This window comes from Noviherbaspirillum sedimenti, assembly GCF_003590835.1.
In the GTDB taxonomy this organism is placed as follows: Bacteria; Pseudomonadota; Gammaproteobacteria; order Burkholderiales; family Burkholderiaceae_D; genus Paucimonas; species Paucimonas sedimenti.
The window spans coordinates 2,206,912-2,223,981 of record NZ_QYUQ01000002.1 but is presented as its reverse complement, the minus strand read 5'-3'; the positions used below and the strand labels follow the sequence as shown (position 1 = coordinate 2,223,981).

16 protein-coding genes are annotated in these 17,070 nt (G+C 58.6%); 6 read left to right on the top strand and 10 right to left on the bottom strand.

Translation table 11 applies throughout. The features are described from left to right. Nucleotide 1 precedes the first annotated feature (1 nt). Together D3878_RS10330 and D3878_RS10325 are read right to left on the bottom strand one after the other, a co-directional pair. Entirely contained in the window at nt 2-1,174 is a 1,173-nt protein-coding gene (locus tag D3878_RS10330) for an acyltransferase family protein (protein WP_119785388.1), read from the bottom strand. 78 nt (nt 1,175-1,252) lie between these two features. Beyond that, a complete protein-coding gene (locus D3878_RS10325; RefSeq protein WP_119785387.1) occupies nt 1,253-2,449 on the bottom strand; it encodes an acyltransferase family protein in 1,197 nt (398 codons plus the stop codon). Nucleotides 2,450-2,850: 401 nt separating this feature from the next. On the opposite strand from D3878_RS10325, the gene D3878_RS10320 reads away from it, so the two are divergent. From D3878_RS10320 to D3878_RS10310, 3 genes are all read left to right on the top strand, one after another. Then, nucleotides 2,851-3,567: a response regulator gene (locus D3878_RS10320; RefSeq protein ID WP_119787823.1), complete on the top strand. Its 717-nt coding sequence runs from the start codon at nt 2,851-2,853 to the stop codon at nt 3,565-3,567. A gap of 131 nt (nt 3,568-3,698) precedes the next feature. After that, a complete protein-coding gene (ppnN, locus tag D3878_RS10315) occupies nt 3,699-5,069 on the top strand; it encodes a nucleotide 5'-monophosphate nucleosidase PpnN (RefSeq protein ID WP_119785386.1) in 1,371 nt (456 codons plus the stop codon). 75 nt (nt 5,070-5,144) lie between these two features. Further along, nucleotides 5,145-5,732, top strand: a complete 588-nt coding sequence (locus D3878_RS10310; RefSeq protein WP_233556475.1) for a DUF4147 domain-containing protein — start codon at nt 5,145-5,147, stop codon at nt 5,730-5,732. Between the two features lie 68 nt (nt 5,733-5,800). On the opposite strand, the gene D3878_RS24075 is transcribed toward D3878_RS10310, so the two are convergent. After that, complete coding sequence (locus D3878_RS24075) at nt 5,801-5,974, bottom strand: hypothetical protein (RefSeq protein WP_199688134.1); 174 nt, start codon at nt 5,972-5,974, stop codon at nt 5,801-5,803. Nucleotides 5,975-6,495: 521 nt separating this feature from the next. Here D3878_RS24075 and D3878_RS10300 point away from each other — a divergent pair. Both D3878_RS10300 and phbB read left to right on the top strand, forming a co-directional pair. Further along, on the top strand, nt 6,496-7,671 hold the full coding sequence (locus D3878_RS10300) for an acetyl-CoA C-acetyltransferase (RefSeq protein WP_119787822.1): 1,176 nt from the start codon (nt 6,496-6,498) through the stop codon (nt 7,669-7,671). A gap of 134 nt (nt 7,672-7,805) precedes the next feature. Next, nucleotides 7,806-8,546 carry a beta-ketoacyl-ACP reductase gene (gene phbB, locus D3878_RS10295; RefSeq protein WP_119785384.1) on the top strand — a complete coding sequence of 247 codons (741 nt, stop codon included), beginning with the start codon at nt 7,806-7,808 and terminating at the stop codon, nt 8,544-8,546. Nucleotides 8,547-8,599: 53 nt separating this feature from the next. Here phbB and D3878_RS10290 read toward each other — a convergent pair whose 3' ends face one another. From D3878_RS10290 to D3878_RS10260, 7 genes are all read right to left on the bottom strand, one after another. Next, the gene (locus D3878_RS10290; protein ID WP_119785383.1) at nt 8,600-9,244 is read right to left on the bottom strand and encodes a DsbA family protein; all 645 of its coding nucleotides are present in this window, start codon (nt 9,242-9,244) and stop codon (nt 8,600-8,602) included. A gap of 107 nt (nt 9,245-9,351) precedes the next feature. Next, entirely contained in the window at nt 9,352-10,050 is a 699-nt protein-coding gene (locus D3878_RS10285; protein ID WP_119785382.1) for a hypothetical protein, read from the bottom strand. A 284-nt stretch (nt 10,051-10,334) separates the two neighbouring features. After that, nucleotides 10,335-13,889: an EAL domain-containing protein gene (locus tag D3878_RS10280; RefSeq protein WP_119785381.1), complete on the bottom strand. Its 3,555-nt coding sequence runs from the start codon at nt 13,887-13,889 to the stop codon at nt 10,335-10,337. A gap of 208 nt (nt 13,890-14,097) precedes the next feature. Continuing rightward, entirely contained in the window at nt 14,098-14,961 is an 864-nt protein-coding gene (ypfJ, locus tag D3878_RS10275) for a KPN_02809 family neutral zinc metallopeptidase (RefSeq protein ID WP_119785380.1), read from the bottom strand. 137 nt (nt 14,962-15,098) lie between these two features. Next, the gene (locus tag D3878_RS10270) at nt 15,099-15,311 is read right to left on the bottom strand and encodes an RNA-binding S4 domain-containing protein (RefSeq protein ID WP_119785379.1); all 213 of its coding nucleotides are present in this window, start codon (nt 15,309-15,311) and stop codon (nt 15,099-15,101) included. Nucleotides 15,312-15,334: 23 nt separating this feature from the next. Next, nucleotides 15,335-15,703 (bottom strand): SirB2 family protein, encoded by a 369-nt coding sequence (locus tag D3878_RS10265; RefSeq protein ID WP_119785378.1) that lies wholly within the window; start codon nt 15,701-15,703, stop codon nt 15,335-15,337. Between the two features lie 100 nt (nt 15,704-15,803). After that, nucleotides 15,804-16,781, bottom strand: coding sequence for a GGDEF domain-containing protein (locus tag D3878_RS10260; protein ID WP_119785377.1), 978 nt, complete (start codon nt 16,779-16,781; stop codon nt 15,804-15,806). Nucleotides 16,782-16,806: 25 nt separating this feature from the next. Here D3878_RS10260 and D3878_RS10255 point away from each other — a divergent pair, with 25 nt between their 5' ends. After that, the gene (locus D3878_RS10255) at nt 16,807-17,070 is read left to right on the top strand and encodes a hypothetical protein (RefSeq protein WP_147383923.1); all 264 of its coding nucleotides are present in this window, start codon (nt 16,807-16,809) and stop codon (nt 17,068-17,070) included.

Sequence of the window (17,070 nt, the reverse complement as noted above, 5' to 3'; positions counted from 1 at the left end):
CTTAGCGCGGCTGATCCGCCGGCAGTATTCTGCCGATGCGCCATGTTCGCAGAAAATCGAAGTGTTTTTTCAGGCTCAGCGAAGGTTTTTCAATCCAGTGCCATGACGCGGCGGCAAACAGGATCGTCAACGTTGCGGCGACCGGGAACAGCAGCCACCATTCGCGCAAGCCCGGGAAAAAATGTATCAGGGTTTGCTGAATGGGGAAATGGAACAGATAAATGCCATAGGAATAATCGCCGTTTTGCAACAAGGGGACGCGCGGTATTTTCAGCGTGCCCAGATACACCATGCAGTATGTCAGCGGAAATGCGGCAACATAGGTCGTACCATCCAGCGGCAACAGAAAATAAGACAGGATCGCCGCCGCCGCGAACAGGGAAAAATGCAGCGGGATATGTTCTTTCCAGTGAAAGAAGGCGATGCCGATGAAAAAATAATACAGGATTACATGCCAGGGAAAGGTCGAGGTCGGATTGCCGAAACCATTGACGACATTGAGTATCGCCACATACACGGATGCGGCGAGAAACAGGCGTGTGTACAAGGTCGGCCTGTACACAATCGAACTCAGCATCAGCAGGGACATCGCGAAATAACAATGAAATTCCGGGCGCAAGGTCCACAGGGCAATGTTGACGATGTGGGGCACCGGATTATCGGCAAATACGCCCGGCAGCGTGTAGCGGACGATGCTGATGATGTTGCCGAAGTATTCGAAGAACTGGTGGTCGCTGAAGTAATTCTTCAGCGGCACCGTGGTCAGCAGCGGGCCGAGCAGCAGGGCGCACAAGGTCACCTCAACCGCCAGCGCTGGAAAGATGCGCAGGCCCCGGTAGGTCAGAAACAAAGGTACCGAGCGGGTGCGCAACGCGCTTCCCGTCACCAGGAAGCCGGAGAGGCAAAAAAACATTGGCAGCAAAGCCAGGATGATGGGATAGAAAAAAGTTGGCACGTAGGCCGAATAGCGGCTGCCATAGGAATTCTGGATGGAATGAAACAGCAGGATGCACAGCGCCAGGCCAATGCGCAATGCATCAAAGCCGGGACCGGCGCCGCGATTTTTTTCCAGCACCGTTGCGACGGTCGGCAAGTTGGCAAACAGGTTGACGATGTTGCGGGTCCCATCCATCGTGCCTGCCTTTCTGATCAGTCCGGACAAGTTCGTTGCCATCTTCTGAACTCCTGTTTTATGCCGTTACAAGCAGGCCAATGCCACCATGCTGACGGCTGGTACGCACTTTTGCATGATTCATCCGCCGATGCGCGCCAATGGATTGCCGGGCTGTGCCGCCGACATGACCTGGGGCGGCGTCTGGCGCGGCAAAATCCGCTTTTTCAATTGCAGGGATGGCTTCTCGATCCAGTGCCAGGAGAGCGCCGACAGGGCGATCACCAGTGGTACGGCCAGGAGCAGCAGCAGCCACCACGTGCGCAGGAAAGGGAACAGGTGAACCAGGCTTTGCAGGATGGGAAAATGCAGTAGGTAAATGCCGTAGGAATAATCTCCCTTCTGCAGTAGCGGAATGCGGGGCAGCCTGAGCATGCCGGCATACACCGTGCAGTAAGTCACGGGAATCGCGGCCAGGTAGACCAGGCCCTGGCGTGACAGCATGAGTGCAGCCATTGCCAGTGCAAGCGCAAACAGCAGTGGATGGGCCGGGATCCAGGCACGCCAGTGATAGGCGGCGATCCCGGCGAAAAAATAATAGATGATCACGTTTGGCGGAAACAGGTCGCCGGGATTGCCGTAGCCGAACAGCGCGTTACTGGCCGTGAGCAAAGCAGTCGCGGCCATGAAAGTCGCGCTGTACCAGCCGCGCCGATATACCAGCGTGGATGCCATCAACGCCGCCATGATCAGGTAGCAATAGAATTCTGGCTGCAGGGTCCACAAGCTGCCGTTGACGATTTTCGGCAGCGGATTGTCGAGGAAGACGCCGGGCAGTTCCATGCGGACGACGCCGATGATATTGCCGAAATAAGAGAAGAATTGCTTGGTAGTGAAGTACTCGGCCAGCGGCAGGCTGGTCATGAAGGGGCCCAGCAAGAGTGCGCACAGCGTCACTTCGACCGCCAGCGCCGGAAAGATGCGCAGTCCGCGGTAAGTCAGGAAAACCTTGACCGAGCGCGTGCGCAGCGCGCTGCCGGTAACCAGGAATCCGGAAAGGCAAAAAAACATCGGCACCAGGGCAATGATGAACTGGTAAAAATTGCCGCTGATGAAGTCAAAGCCACTGCTGTCGGGGGCCAGCAGGAGGGAATGATAGGTCACGATGACGAGGGCCAGGGCGATGCGCAGTGCATCGAAACCGGGACCGACGCCGCGGTTTTCCTGCATGACCGTGTCGAACGAGCGAAAGTTACGATGACGTACCGGCATTGTCGCCTCGCTGGCGCTCGCCAGCGCCCCGATGCCGGGCGCCGCTGGTGTCGGACTATGCGTCATTTTGGGCTGGGTTGATTTGCAACGCAGAATTATTCATGTCATGACTATGAAACCGGCACCGTTTTATGGTTGTGACATTGGCCAAACACGCCCGGGATTGTGGCTAATGTGTTGGGAATTTCCAACGCCGGACAGGGGGGGCAGGGATGTCCCGGTGCCTGTTTCTGGAAAAAAAATGGCCCGCACACGGAAGCCGTGACGGGCCAAACTCAACACTGGAGAAGCGTTGGAAGAGACAAGATTACTATAGAGGAATGCTGGTTTTCGCACATCCCATATTTATGGGATATTTTGGCGTTGAATGATGGTATATTTCTTGTAACACCCTTTGGTAGTTGCTAATAAACAATAAAAATGTCTTCTCTGTGCTTTCCTGCGGCCTGCCGGCCCAGTTCAATGCCATGAGCCAGCCATCGGAACCGGATCTGGCGCCGGCGCGTGTGCTGGTGGTCGAAGATGATGCGCTGACCAGGGCGGCCTTGTGCCTGTCAATCGAGGCCGAGCCAAGCCTGACGCTGGCAGCTGTTTTCGACAACATGCAGGCGGCGCTGGACTGGATGCTGCTTGGCGTCATGGATGTCCTGCTTACGGATCTTGGATTGCCCGACGGTTCCGGCATTGATATCATCCGCGCCTGTCGTCAATTGCATCCGCAATGCGATATCATGGTGTTGACGATGTCGGCCGATGAAGCCAATGTGCTGGCCTGCATCGAAGCGGGCGCCTCCGGTTACTTGCTCAAGGGGGCGCACAAGAGCGATATTGCGCGCGCGGTGCTGAGCATGCGTGCAGGCGGCGCGCCGATGAGTCCGGCGATTGCGCGCATGGTGCTCGAACGCATCCGCACCGGCAAGCCTGCTGCTGCCTCCAGCGACAAGAAGGCGCGGACGGAAAGCCAGCTGACCAAGCGTGAAAAGACCATCCTCGACCTGATTGCGCGTGGTGATTCCTACGGCAATATCGCCAGCATGCTGTCCGTGTCGGTCGGTACGGTGCAGACCCACATCAAAAGCATTTATGGCAAGCTCTCCGTGCATTCGCGCGGCGAAGCCGTGTTTGAAGCGCAACGACAAGGGCTGCTCAAGCGCAGTGCCGATTCTGTCGCGGAAAATCCTTAATATTGTTTCGCCGGCCTGCGACCGGTATGGACGGCCACCGCTACGGTAAATATCCGCTTTGAAATGCTGGACTTGATGCTGCTTTCCAGTTCAAACTGGCAGGGCATTCATTTACCGAGATTAGCGCACACATGAAATACGAGGTCATCGATACCCAGATCGCCCCTGAAGGGCGGCTCGAAGTCTTGTCCAAAGCGGAAGTCGCCAAGTTGCGCGACACCAGCCAAGGCGGCTTGTACACCATTTTCCGCAATTGTTCCCTGGCCGTGCTTAACTGCGGTAACGCCATGGATGACGGCAAGGAACTGCTGGAGCGTTTCAAGGATTTTCATATCAGCATCCTGCAGCGCGAGCGCGGCATCAAGCTGGATATCAAGGGTGCGCCTGCTTCCGCCTTCGTCGATGGACAGATGATCAAGGGTATCCACGAGCATTTGTTTGCGGTATTGCGCGACGTGATTTTCGTCAGCAATGAAATTCAGGACGATCCCAGGTTCGACCTGGCGTCGTCCGAAGGCACCACCGACGCGGTCTTTCATATTCTTCGCAACGCCAACATGCTGCGGCCACTGATCAATCCCAACATGGTGGTGTGCTGGGGCGGCCATTCGATTTCGCGCGGCGAGTACGAGTACACTAAAAAAGTCGGCTACCAGATCGGCTTGCGGGCAATGGATATCTGCACCGGTTGCGGACCCGGTGCCATGAAGGGACCGATGAAGGGCGCGGCGATCGGACATGCCAAGCAACGCATCAGCAGCGGCCGCTATCTGGGCGTCACCGAGCCTGGCATTATCGCCGCCGAAGCGCCGAATCCGATCGTCAACGACCTGGTGATCCTGCCGGATATCGAAAAGCGCCTGGAGGCTTTCGTGCGGCTCGGGCATGGCATCGTAGTGTTCCCCGGTGGCGCAGGTACGGCCGAGGAAATTCTGTATATTCTGGGGATCCTGTTGCATCCGGATAATACCGAGCTGCCATTTCCCCTGATCTTCACCGGCCCGCACAGCGCGGCAGCGTATTTCGAACAGATCGACCGTTTCATCGGCGACACCCTCGGGCAGGAAGCGCGGCAGCGTTACCAGGTGATCATCGACGATCCGGCCGCAGTGGCGCGGGAAATGCAGGCAGGAATCAAGCGGGTGCGGGAATATCGCAAGGAAAAGGCCGATGCCTATTATTTTAACTGGCGCCTGAAAATCGACCGCGAATTTCAGCAGCCTTTTTTCCCCACGCACGACAACATGCGCAACCTGAAGCTGCAGCGCCAGCAGGACAGCCACTTGCTGGCCGCCAACCTGCGGCGTGCCTTTTCCGGCGTCGTGGCCGGCAATGTCAAGGACCAGGGCATCCGTGCCATCGAACAGTACGGTCCCTTCGAAATTCATGGCGACGCCGATATCATGGCATCGATGGATGCCCTGCTGGCCTCATTCGTCGAGCATCACCGCATGAAATTGCCTGGCAAAAAATACATACCCTGTTACCGCATCGTCAAATAGTGCCGGGTCTGGCATGACTCCGCGCGCCATCCTTCTCGAGCTGTTCCAGGCGGCGGTGGCGGCTCAGCCTTGCTGGTGGAGCCGGTGGCTGGCATCAGCCTGGCTGACAAGCAGCAAGTGACGCAAGCCATGTTCCAGGCCGGTGCAACGATCCGTGAGCTCAACGGTGTGCGCCAGGCATTGTCGTTGGTCAAGGGCGGCGGGCTGGCAGCGGCCGCCTGGCCGGCCCGGGTGCTGACGCTGGTGATCTCGGATGTGCCCGGTGACGACCCCGCTTTCGTCGCCTCCGGTCCGACCGTGGCGCCGCCGGCAGACCCGGAGCCGCCGCTGGAAATCGTCGCCCGCCTGGGGCTGCGCCTGCCACCGCATGTGGTGGCCGCGCTGGGGCGTCCTGTCACGCGCACGCCACAGGATTTTGCGCATTGCCGTACTGAATTGATCGCCACCCCGATGCAAAGCCTGCAAGCCGCCGCGGCGCGCGCGCGAATTGGGGATCGCGCCCTTGATTCTTTTCGATTGCATCGAGGCGGAGGCAAGGGAAGCCGCACTGGTACACGCCGGCATCGCGCAAAGCATGCTGCATTTTCTGCGCTGGGTAACCTGGTCATGACCGGGCCGACCCACACCAATGTCAACGACTTCCGGGCAATCCTGATCCGTTGAGCGATTGCCTGTTTGGAGCGGACGCCGGCATTGCCCGCAACGCCACGGCTGCATCGGCTTAAGGCAGGTTAAAGCAGATCCGCGTTTTCGTTGCGGATTTCCCGCGCTTCTTCGATCATGCGCCGCTGTTCATTGCGTTTGCGGTTGATCGCGGCATGCTGTTCGGCGGTCATCGGCGGCGCAGTCATCAATTCCTTCAGATGCGCCGAGTTGCTGTAATTATTCCTGCTGAAATGATCCATGCCAGACTCCATCAAAGGTAATGCATACTCTCCGGCAGCAATTTCCAGGTCCAGGCATGCCATTTGCGCCGGCAGAGGCTTCCTGTGCAAAATATGCTTGCAAGCACAGAAAACTCAAGAAGTATTGTGCCCGAAATTAAGTTCGCAATCATGCCAATGCCCATTTTTTTTTAAGACTTGTGGGATCCTGTACAACGCCAATCCATGATCCGGCCGGCTGTGCATCATCATGGCATCCGTGTTTGAAAACTTTGACTATTGTCAATATTGTAGTTTTGCCGGCTATTATGATTTAATGCGGCAACGAAGAAGGATTTTGCAATGAATTCGCGCCAAAAGCAGGGGATGCGCAATGCAAAATGCAGGAACCAGACTCCATAGCTGGTTACAATAAGCGAACTTTTGCTTTAAGTGCCGCTGCTGGCAAGCGACAATCTGTTGATCGCCAGAGGGTGTCCAAGCAAAGAGGAATGGCTTATCACCAATTGGATAATCTTTTTTGCCGTCATAAGGGAATTGAAATGAGAGACGTCGTAATTGTTGCAGCACAGAGAACCGCAGTCGGTAAGTTTGGTGGCTCCCTGGCGAAAATTGCCGCTTCGGATCAAGGAGCGCATGTGATCAAGGGTTTGCTGGCCAAGACCGGTTTGTCGGCCGACGTGATCAGCGAAATCATTCTGGGCCAGGTGCTGACTGCCGGCGTCGGCCAGAATCCGGCACGCCAGGCACTGATCCGTGCCGGTGTGCCCAGCATGGTGCCCGCCATGACGATCAACAAGGTGTGCGGCAGCGGCCTGAAGGCAGTCCATCTGGCTGCCCAGGCCATCATGTGCGGCGACGCCGAGATCATCATCGCCGGCGGCCAGGAAAACATGAGCGCTTCGCCGCACGTGCTGAACAATTCCCGCGACGGTTTTCGCATGGGTGACGCCAAGCTGGTCGACACCATGATCAATGACGGCTTGTGGGATGTGTATAACGGCTATCACATGGGCGTCACTGCCGAGAACGTCGCCAAGAAATACGACATTTCGCGCCAGGAGCAGGACGAGTTTGCGGTCGCTTCGCAAAACAAGGCCGAAGCCGCGCAAAAGGCCGGCAAGTTCAAGGATGAAATCCTGCCGCTGGAAATCCCGCATAAAAAAGGCGTGATCGTTTTCGATACCGATGAATACGTCAAGGAAGGCGTGACCCTGGAGTCGATTTCCGGCTTGCGTCCGGCGTTTGACAAGGCCGGTACGGTAACCGCTGCCAACGCTTCGGGCATCAACGACGGCGCCGCCGCCGTGATGCTGATGAGCGCCGACAAGGCCCGTGAACTTGGCCTGGCGCCGCTGGCGAAAATCAAGGCATATTCCTCGGCCGGCGTCGATCCATCGGTGATGGGCATGGGCCCGGTGCCTGCCGCCCAGCTTTGCCTGAAGAAGGCCGGCTGGACGCACCAGGACCTGGACCTGATGGAAATTAATGAAGCATTCGCGGCCCAGGCCATTGGCGTCAACCGCGAGATGGGCTGGGATACCAGCAAGATCAACGTCAACGGCGGCGCGATCGCGATCGGCCATCCGATTGGTGCATCTGGATGCCGCATTCTGGTGACGCTGCTGCATGAAATGGTCCGGCGCGATGCCAGGCGCGGCCTGGCCAGCCTGTGTATCGGCGGCGGCATGGGTGTGGCGCTGGCAGTGGAAAGGTAAGATCGCTGCTGCATGTTTGCGCACGGCGGCAGGGCAGGGCTCATACTGTTTGGCATGAGCCTTGCGTACTGTTGTGCTGGCGCGAGTGCCGTTCTGGCCGGGGCGTTTTTTATTTTTTTGCGAGAGGATAGGACATGGCACGAATTGCACTGGTGACTGGCGGCATGGGCGGTCTGGGCGAAGCGATTTGCATCAAGCTGGCCGCCCTGGATTACCTGGTCATCACCACTTACTCACCCAGCAGTACCAAGGGGCCGGCATGGCTCGAAGCGATGGCGCAGCAAGGCTACAACTTCCGCGCCTACCCCTGCGATGTCGCGAGCTATGAATCGGCGCAGGAATGTATCGCGCAAATCGAAAAGGACGTGCGTCCGGTCGATGTGCTGGTCAATAATGCCGGCATCACGCGCGACACGACCTTCAAGAAAATGGACAAGACCGACTGGGATGCGGTTATCCGCACCAACCTGGATTCCGTTTTTAACATGACCAAGCCGGTGTGCGATGGCATGACCGAGCGCGGCTGGGGCCGCATCATCAACATTTCCTCGGTCAATGGCCAGAAGGGCGCCTTCGGCCAGACCAACTATTCCGCCGCCAAGGCCGGCATGCATGGCTTCACCAAGGCGCTGGCGCTGGAAGTGGCCCGCAAAGGGGTGACGGTCAATACCATTTCGCCGGGCTATATCGGCACCAAGATGGTGATGGCGATTCCGGCGGAGGTCCTCGACAGCAAGATCATTCCGCAAATTCCAATGGGACGTCTGGGCAAGCCGGAAGAAGTGGCGGGACTGGTTGCCTATCTGGCTTCGGACGAGGCGGCCTTCGTCACCGGCGCCAATATCGCCATCAATGGCGGCCAGCACATGTATTGAGGCTGGCGTATTAAGGCCGGCGACGGCGGGCAGCAAGCCCGCCGTCGTCAGCGTCAGGCCGCTGCCTGCTGGTCGACCAGCGCTTGCAGCCGTTCGACCAGGACCGGCATGGGTTCAAAGCCGGCGGTGACGAGATCGAGTTCGCGTCCACGTTCCAGCACCAGCGTTGGAAAACCTTCCACACTCCACTGTCTGGTGAGAGCGAAATCGGCGCCGGTGGCATCGATCATGGCGGCACTGCTCCAGACTAGCTGAAACCCTGCAGCATCGATGGCATGGCCTGCTGCCGTCATGGCCTGCGCACCAAGCTCCGCCAAGACTTCAGGCTGCGTAACGTCGCGCCCTTCGGCAAAGAAGGCTTGCTGGATCGCATGAAAGACCGGCAGGCTGGTATGCGGCGCAAGCTGGCGTGCCGTCACCACCGCCCGGCAGGCCGGTTCAGTATCGTAGGAAAATCCCTCGGCATCCAGCGCGGTGCTGCAAAAAGCCAGGCCGGTTGCCGTCTCAACCTGCTGCCAGTGTGACAGGAACTGCTGCCGTCCTTCGGCATCGAGCGGCTGCTGCTGATAGGGGCGCAAACCGCCAACCACGATCTCCACCGGCACTTCCGGCAATCCTTGCTGCAATGCGTTCAGCTCCGGTGCAAAGCCATAGCACCATGAACACATGGGGTCGGCGATGAATAACAGGGTGGCCATGGCGCCTCTTTCTATTGGTCAAGTTGACTATGGTTTCATTTTGCCAGTCTTTGACCATTCCAGTGCCATAAACAGCGGTGAATTCGCGGTCCTGATCCCCTGATTGTTTATTGTTTGACCCAACTGGTCAGACGTGGCTGCGAGGAGACGCGAAATTCGATGTTGATAATGCCGATCGAACCGGCCGGTCCAGTGACGAAATTGTGTTCTGGCTTGACCGGAAATAAAAAATTATCGCGGATGAAAATATCAGTGTGGCAGTTGGCGCTGGCATTGTAAAGCTGGTCCTTGACCTCGTCCCAGACGCCTTCCGTGATCCAGCCATACAGGTAAAGTTGGTTGGGATACAGCTTGCTGTCGGAATCCAGGTAACCTTTCTGGTTCTCTTGCAGGGTGGGGTGGGGAGGCGGGCACTGGCCAACCGACAGGTCGATCCAGCCATCGCTGATGGCATAGGCTTCCTCATTCTGGTAAGTGCCATCCTTGACGAGTAATTGCCATTTGCAACTTAATTCAAGCCGTTTTTCCAGACCGCATTTCTCGGTCCATAAGGACTGGCCATCGCTGACAGTCAACTGGGTGCGGATCACTTGTCCGATCAGGGCCGGTTCGCACTTGCGGATCTCGTCGATATTTTCGTGCAAGTTCCAGAAAAACCATTTGGTGCGTTCGCTTTCGCTCATTGCGCCCAAGTCGACTATTTTCTTGAGGCCATAAGGTTCGATCGTGCGGATAACGTCCTTGCGCAGTTTTTCATTGATTTCATCCAGTTCGCGTTGCACTTTCTGGGTGGGCACATGTTCCATCGGCAGCTCCAAAATGAATTGACTGTTTTTCCTGCTTCGGCTTGAAAAAGAAGGGACATGTGCCTTTGATCAAAAGCGCATGTGAGCGTTAGAACGCGATTGCTTCCAGCAGTTTCGTGCAATTGCACATGCCCATGCGCAGCCGCTTGCGTAGCAGGTAAAACAGTACAGGGAAACCTCAGGCAGGATTTGCGTAATGCAGAAAGAGCGGCAGAAAGAGCGGCCGAAAGAGCGGCCGAAAGAGCGGCGGAAAAATGCGGCGGAAGGCTGCGGAGAATTCCGGCTCAGGACGCTTTCAGGCTGGCAGGCATCGCCTGCATCCAGACTTTCTGATTGCCAAGCAAATCCAGTAGTTTGGAAAGCGGCACTGGGTGGCTGAAGTAAAAGCCCTGGTATTCATCGCAGCCGAATTGGCGCAAGGCCTCGGCTTGCTCTTTCTTTTCGACGCCTTCTGCCACCACGCGCATGCCCATCGAGTGGGCCATGGCGATGATGGCCTGGGTGATGGCGGTATCGTTGGGGCCGTTCGGGATGTCCTGGATGAAAGAGCGGTCGATTTTGAGACTGTAGACCGGGAAGCGCTTGAGGTAGGCCAGCGAGGAATAGCCGGTGCCGAAATCGTCGATGTCCAGGCGAATGCCCATTGCCCGCAGGCGGTTCATGATTTCCACCGCTTGTTCCGGATTGTCCATCACCATGCTTTCGGTGATTTCCAGTTGCAGCAAGTCGGGGTCCAGGGCGGTCTGTTCCAGCAGCTGTTGCACGGTGTCGGGGAAATGGCTGTCATCGAGCTGGCGCGCGGACAGGTTGACCGCGACCCGCACCGGGTAGCCGCTGGCCCGGTTGATGGCGTGCGTATCCTCGCAGGCAATGCGCAGAATGTGCTTTGACAGCGGAATGATCAGGCGAGTCTCCTCAGCCAGCGGAATGAAATGCTGCGGCGGCAACAGGCCCAGGTCGGGGTGCTGCCAGCGCACCAGCGCCTCGACGCCATTGATGCGGCCGGTGTAGACATCGACCTTGGGCTGGTAGTACAGGGCCAGTTCCTGGTTGTCGATGGCCCGGCGCAATTGCGATTCGAGCGCCAGGCGCTCCACCGAATGGGTGTTTTTGCTGGCCGAATAAAAACGGAAGGCATTCTTGCCGTCGCTCTTGGCGCGGTACATGGCGATATCCGAGTTTTTCAGCAGCGCCATCGCATCGCCGCCGTCGTCGGGGTAAAGCGCGATGCCGATGCTGGCCGACAGGTGGCATTCCTGGCCATCGACGTAAAATGGCCGCGCGGCTTCTTCGAGGATTTTTTCGGCGACGCCGGCGGCGATCTGGCCATCTATCAATTCTTCGATCAGGACATAGAATTCATCGCCGCCCATGCGTGCGACGGTATCGTTTTCGCGCAGACAGCCACGCATGCGCTCGGCGAATTCCTGCAAGGCCTGGTCGCCTGCACTATGGCCGAAAGTGTCGTTGATGTTTTTGAAGCGGTCGAGATCGACGAACATCACCGCCAGCTTTTTCTGGCGCCGGTGCGCCGACTTCATGGCGTGGTTGAGGATCTGGTTGAACAGCGCCCGGTTCGGCAAGGCCGTCATCTCGTCATAGTGGGCGAGGTAGCGGATGCGGTCTTCGGTTTCCTTGTTTTCGATGGCGATGCCGGTCAGGTTGGCGGCGATTTCGATCACCTGCAATTCATTTTCGCTCGGCTGGTGGCGTTCGCGGTGGTACAGCGACAGTGCGCCCAGTACCTTGTTGTTCTTGCCGAAGATCGGCCATGCCGAGCAGGTTTGCAAGCCATGAGGCAGGGCCAGCTCGCGCCACATGATCCACAGCGGGTCGCTGGCAATGTCGGTCGCCAGCACCGGTTCGCGGCGGAATGCCGCGGTGCCTGCCGAAGCATGGCAGGGGCCGACTGCCAGGCCGGTCATGGCGTCCACAAAGCCCCGGGGCAGGGAGGGCGCGACGACCGCATGCAGGTGGCTGCGCTCGGCATTCAATAGCGCGATGGCGCACTTGCCGCGTTCAGACTGGTCTTCGATCAGACGCGTGAGGGTGGCGAGAATATCCGGCAGCGCTTCGTCGCCGGCGATCATGCCGAGAATTGCATTCTGGGCGTGTTGCAATGCTTCGGCCAGTTTGCGCGCGCTGATGTCGCGCATGACGATCTGCACTGCCGGCGCGCCCAGGTAAATGAACTTGGAGCCCGATACCTCGGCATGGAAGGCGGTGCCGTCGATCTTCAGCCAGACTTCCTCGACCTGGCCGGTTTGCAGTTCGCCCATTGGCAGGGCAAGTGCGCGCTTCTTGCTGATATCCTTGTAATCGGGATGCACGAAGGGGCTGACCGGCTGGCCGAGCAGTTCGCCGGACTGGCGGACGCCGAACAATTGCAGGCAAGCCTGGTTCAATAAAACAAACTTGCCGTGCTGGTGCACGAAAATCGCTTCCGGCGACAAATCGATCAGTTGCCGGTAGCGTGCCTCGCTGTCGGCAAGAATCGCCTGGCTTTGCTTCCATTCGGAAATGTCCCGCATGTAAGCGGTAAATACCAGGCGGTCGCCCAGGGCGATGGGCGCCACTGCGACTTCCACCGGAAAGCGCATGCCCTCGGCATGCATGGCCCAAAGTTCGATGCGGCGCTTGTGCAGCGGGCTATCGCTGTTTTGCAGCAAATCGGTCATGCCTTGCTGGAACTGCGCACCCGAATCTGGCGTCAGCAGGCGCTCGGCCAGTGGCTGGCCGATGATGTCTTCGCGCGCATGGCCGAAGGTGCGCTCCGCCGCCGGGTTGAAATCAATGATGAAGCCGCGCTCATCGCAGGAAATGATGCAGTCCAGCGCCGCCTGCAGAATCGCGTTCTTGAGATTTTCGCTGTTGGCGAGCGCCGCTTCGACCTCGGTTCGCTTGGCTTGTTGTTCGAAATTATCAAGGGCGAATGAAATTTCATTCGTCATTTCTTCCAGTAATTCGATCAATTCCTGGTCAAAATAGTCGCGATCTTCCGCGTAAAGCAGCAGCGCGCCGATAACCTTGCCGGCCTGCCGGAAGGGGAAACTGCCAACCGAGCGGAAGCCGACGCAGTTGGCCAGTTCGATCCATTCCTCGTGAAAACCCATGCCGAGAAAATCGTTACAGATGCTCGGACGCGCTTCACGGATCGAGATGCCGGCAGGCCCCTTGCCTTCCGCCTTGTCGGCATCGATGGAAATCCTGGCAATCGGCGTCGGCGGCAGCTTGGTGCCATGTCCGGCCACCGGCACCAGTTCCTGCGATGCCGGGTCGATCAGGCGCACCATCGCCATCTGGAAGCCGCCGCGTTCGACCGCAATGCGGCAGATCTGATTGAATAGTGCCTGTCGATCCCTGGCATGCAAAATGGCCTGGTTGGTCTGTCGCAACGCTGCGTACAGGTCGCGCAACCTGCCAATGCGTTCCTCATGCGCCTTGCGCGCCATGATGTCGGTCAGAACGCCAACCGCACGCAGCGCCAGTCCATCGGCATCGCGCTCGGCCACCTGGCCAGACAGGCTGACCCAGCGCCAGCCAATCTTGCTGTCCTGCAGGCGTAAATCCACTTGCACGCCTAATTCGGGGTGAGGCAAGCTGTCATGCAGTAATTCTGTCCATTGTTCCTTGACCGTAGGTAAATCTTCCTCGTGGATCAAGGCATGCAGCGCGGAGACCTGGGAAATACCTTGCAGCGGCACATGAGAAAAGCAGGCAGGCAGTTCGCTGCTGACTTGTAAGGTATTGGCACCGATATCCCAGTCGAAGGCCACATGCCCGCCGCTGTTGAGTGCCAGGCGCAATGGCTCACTGATAGTCCGGGAAGATGGATTCATCGGGCGGCAAGGGCGCTTTAATAGCGCTTTATTTATCAACAGCGCACCGGTTCTTAATGAATAGTGGGCGCCAACTTTTTGATGTACATCAACTGTCGCGTTGATAGATTATCACCAAACAGCCTGTGAAATAAAGCGGGATATGCTGCCGTTTGGCAGATTGGAGACAAGCCGCGGCCGCGGCGGGCTTGCCAGGCGCGCGAAGACCTTACAGCTGGCGCGCCTTGAAAGTATCGCAGTCCTCTATCCGGCCGCGTTCCAGGCCGAGCGAAAACCAGCGCGTGCGCTGGGCGGAGCTGCCGTGGGTAAAGGAGTCCGGCACCACATGGCCCTGGGACTGGCGTTGCAAGGCGTCGTCGCCAATGGCGGTTGCCGCGCGCAAGGCGCCCTCCACATCACCCTGTTCGATAATGCCGCGCGCCTGGTTGGCATGGTGAGCCCAGACGCCGGCATAACAATCGGCCTGAAGTTCCGTGCGTACCGACAGATTGTTGGCCTGCACTTGCGACATGCGGCCTTGGGCGCGCCGGACCTGTTCGTCGATGCCAGTCAGGTGCTGGACATGGTGGCCGATTTCATGGGCGATGACATAGGCCTGGGCGAATTCGCTATTGACCTGGAAGCGCTCGCGCATCAGCTGGAAAAAGCTGAGGTCGATATACAATTTCTGGTCGGCAGGGCAGTAAAACGGCCCACTGGCAGACTGGCCGGTGCCGCAGGCGGTGGGCGTGGCGCCTGCAAACAGGACCAGGGTCGGCGGCGCGTAGGTGGCATCACTGTTGCGGAACAAGGCGCTCCAGGTATCTTCAGTGTCGGCCAGCACGGTACGCACGAAGCGGGTTTCGGTATCGTTGGCCGGCGCTCCGGCAGGCGTTTGCGCTTGCTGCACCGAGGTGACATTGCCACCGCTCATCATTTCAATGACAGTGAGCGGATTGATGCCGAGAAAATAGGATGCCACCAGGGCGATGGCAATCGTGCCCAGGCCAATCGAGCGTCCGCCAAAGCCGCCGCCGCCGCTGCCGCGGCGGTCCTCCACATTGTCGCTTTCGCGGTTGCCTTCCCATTTCATGGCTGTCTCCTGGATTGGGGGCACTGCATAGGTACCTGCTTGCAGGAACTGCTAGTCGGCCACCTTGCGTGCGCGGCAGGTAAAGCCTGGCGTCAGCTAGTGTAGCGCAAGCAGGGCATGACCGGCAGCGGGTAAAGCTAGTCAACCCGAATGCGCACATCGCCGAGCTTGACCACCTGGCCAGCGCGGACCTTGCATGTCTTGCGCAATTCGGTCTGGCCATCGACCATGACTACGCCAGAGGCCACCAGCATCTTGCCGGCGCCGCCACTGTCGCACAAGCCCGCGAGCTTGAGCAACTGGTTCAATTCGATATGGTCGCCTTCAAGCGCAAAGCGGATTTCCTGCATGGTGATTCTCCTGTTCTCTGCAATCAGGGCTGACGGGTCAGCGCCACCTTGACGATATAGGCGAATACCGCCAGGGCGGCAAGGAAGGCGCTCAAGCGCACTGCTTTGGTTTTACCGCGCTTTAAGGCAATCGTCCCCAGGATGATATAGGCAATCAGCGCAATCAGTTTGGCGGTCAGCCATGCTTCGACGAACGGGTACTGGGCGCTCCAGAACACCATCACCAGGGCGCTGGCCAGCAACAGCGTGTCGACCACATGGGGAACGATTTTTACCCAGCGTTGCTGCAGCAGGGGCGAAGCTTGCAGCATCCAGATCCCGCGCAAGAAAAAGAGCAGGAAGCTCAAGGCGGCGCACGTGATGTGGAGGTGTTTGACAGCGAGGTAACTCATGGCGGGGCAGGCTGGCCTGGCAGGCCGGAATTGACGATCCGGCATTTTAGCCTGAATGGCACGCCGGCGGCAGCAGTCTTCGGCAGCCGAGCGCAGGGCCTCAGGCCTGTGCGACCTGGTTGCGTCCGGCGTGCTTGGCGCGGTAAAGCGCCGCATCGGCGTTGGCGATCAGGGCGCTGGCATCCTGCCCGGGCACCAGGCTGGCGACGCCAAACGACGCCGTAATATGCGGTAACGGCTTGTGCATGTCGCTGAAAAAAATCGTTTCGCGCAGGCTTTCGCACAGGCGGTGGGCGACACCGGCGGCACCCTTGCAATGGGTATTCGGCAGGAGCACCAGCAATTCCTCGCCGCCGTAGCGCACCGCGAAATCGCGCGGCCGCAGTGTTTCTGTCAGCACCCTGGCCGCCAGTCGCAGGACTTCGTCGCCGGCCTGATGGCCGTGTTCGTCATTGAATTTCTTGAAGTGGTCGATGTCGAGCATGATCAGTGAAAACGGATTGTCGGCGGCACGCGTCTGCTCGATCAGGAGCGGCAGGTTCTGCTCCAGCCAGGCGCGGTTTTGCAATCCGGTCAGGCTATCTGCCAGCGACAGCTGGCGATAGAACTCGCCGACCCGGTGGCGCCGGCGCAGTTGCGCATTGGCGGCGCGGATGCGAAACGACAGCAGGTGCAGCAGGTTGCGCGCAACGCCATTGGATTGGTCGATCAATTGCCAGAGCTGCCCGGCCTCGATGACCAGCAGGTCGGAATCCTGCAGGGCATGGATGGTCGCCGCCTGCGTCTGCTGGTCGAGGACCGTCAGTTCGCCCACGCATTCTCCCGGCATCAGCCGGACATCGGCGACCTCTGCCGGCCCGCTTTCCAGATCAGGCTGGCAGGCGCGTAGCGCGCCGCGCAACAGGATGTACAGCCGCGCACCGGCGCAGGTGTTGTCGAGGACTGTTTCACCGGCGGCGACCCGCATCACCTGGCATCCGGCCAGCAGGCCTGGCAGCGCCCCATCGACGACCCCCTGGAACAACTGCAGTGCGTCGATGGGGTGGCCGTAGTCAGCGAATGTGTTCAACAATTCCATTCTGGTCCCTCGCAGGTGCACCCGCTTGCCGCATGCGGAAAAAGGCCATTATGCCAATAATGCCTCCCCATGCATACCTGGCGCACGGGCAGAAAAGCGACATGTGATGTATTTGAAACAAGTTATCATCTGCGTGCAATATGTCTGCAATACCGGTCGCCGCCGCCCGTCGCTGGCGGTCGCCGTCATCCACTTCGATCCATTACAAAAATCCAGCAGCAAGTGGATCGCCGCCGACTGTGGCAGCGTCAAGCCGGTTATGGACATGCATCCGGAAAAATCAAAATAG

Coding starts and splice junctions, on each gene's coding strand:
- D3878_RS10330 (WP_119785388.1), bottom strand. CDS start 1,174: ATGGCAACGAACTTGTCCGGACTGATCAGAAAGGCAGGCACGATGGAT.
- D3878_RS10325 (WP_119785387.1), bottom strand. CDS start 2,449: ATGACGCATAGTCCGACACCAGCGGCGCCCGGCATCGGGGCGCTGGCG.
- D3878_RS10320 (WP_119787823.1), top strand. CDS start 2,851: ATGAGCCAGCCATCGGAACCGGATCTGGCGCCGGCGCGTGTGCTGGTG.
- ppnN (WP_119785386.1), top strand. CDS start 3,699: ATGAAATACGAGGTCATCGATACCCAGATCGCCCCTGAAGGGCGGCTC.
- D3878_RS24075 (WP_199688134.1), bottom strand. CDS start 5,974: ATGGATCATTTCAGCAGGAATAATTACAGCAACTCGGCGCATCTGAAG.
- D3878_RS10300 (WP_119787822.1), top strand. CDS start 6,496: ATGAGAGACGTCGTAATTGTTGCAGCACAGAGAACCGCAGTCGGTAAG.
- phbB (WP_119785384.1), top strand. CDS start 7,806: ATGGCACGAATTGCACTGGTGACTGGCGGCATGGGCGGTCTGGGCGAA.
- D3878_RS10290 (WP_119785383.1), bottom strand. CDS start 9,244: ATGGCCACCCTGTTATTCATCGCCGACCCCATGTGTTCATGGTGCTAT.
- D3878_RS10285 (WP_119785382.1), bottom strand. CDS start 10,050: ATGGAACATGTGCCCACCCAGAAAGTGCAACGCGAACTGGATGAAATC.
- D3878_RS10280 (WP_119785381.1), bottom strand. CDS start 13,889: ATGAATCCATCTTCCCGGACTATCAGTGAGCCATTGCGCCTGGCACTC.
- ypfJ (WP_119785380.1), bottom strand. CDS start 14,961: ATGAAATGGGAAGGCAACCGCGAAAGCGACAATGTGGAGGACCGCCGC.
- D3878_RS10270 (WP_119785379.1), bottom strand. CDS start 15,311: ATGCAGGAAATCCGCTTTGCGCTTGAAGGCGACCATATCGAATTGAAC.
- D3878_RS10265 (WP_119785378.1), bottom strand. CDS start 15,703: ATGAGTTACCTCGCTGTCAAACACCTCCACATCACGTGCGCCGCCTTG.
- D3878_RS10260 (WP_119785377.1), bottom strand. CDS start 16,781: ATGGAATTGTTGAACACATTCGCTGACTACGGCCACCCCATCGACGCA.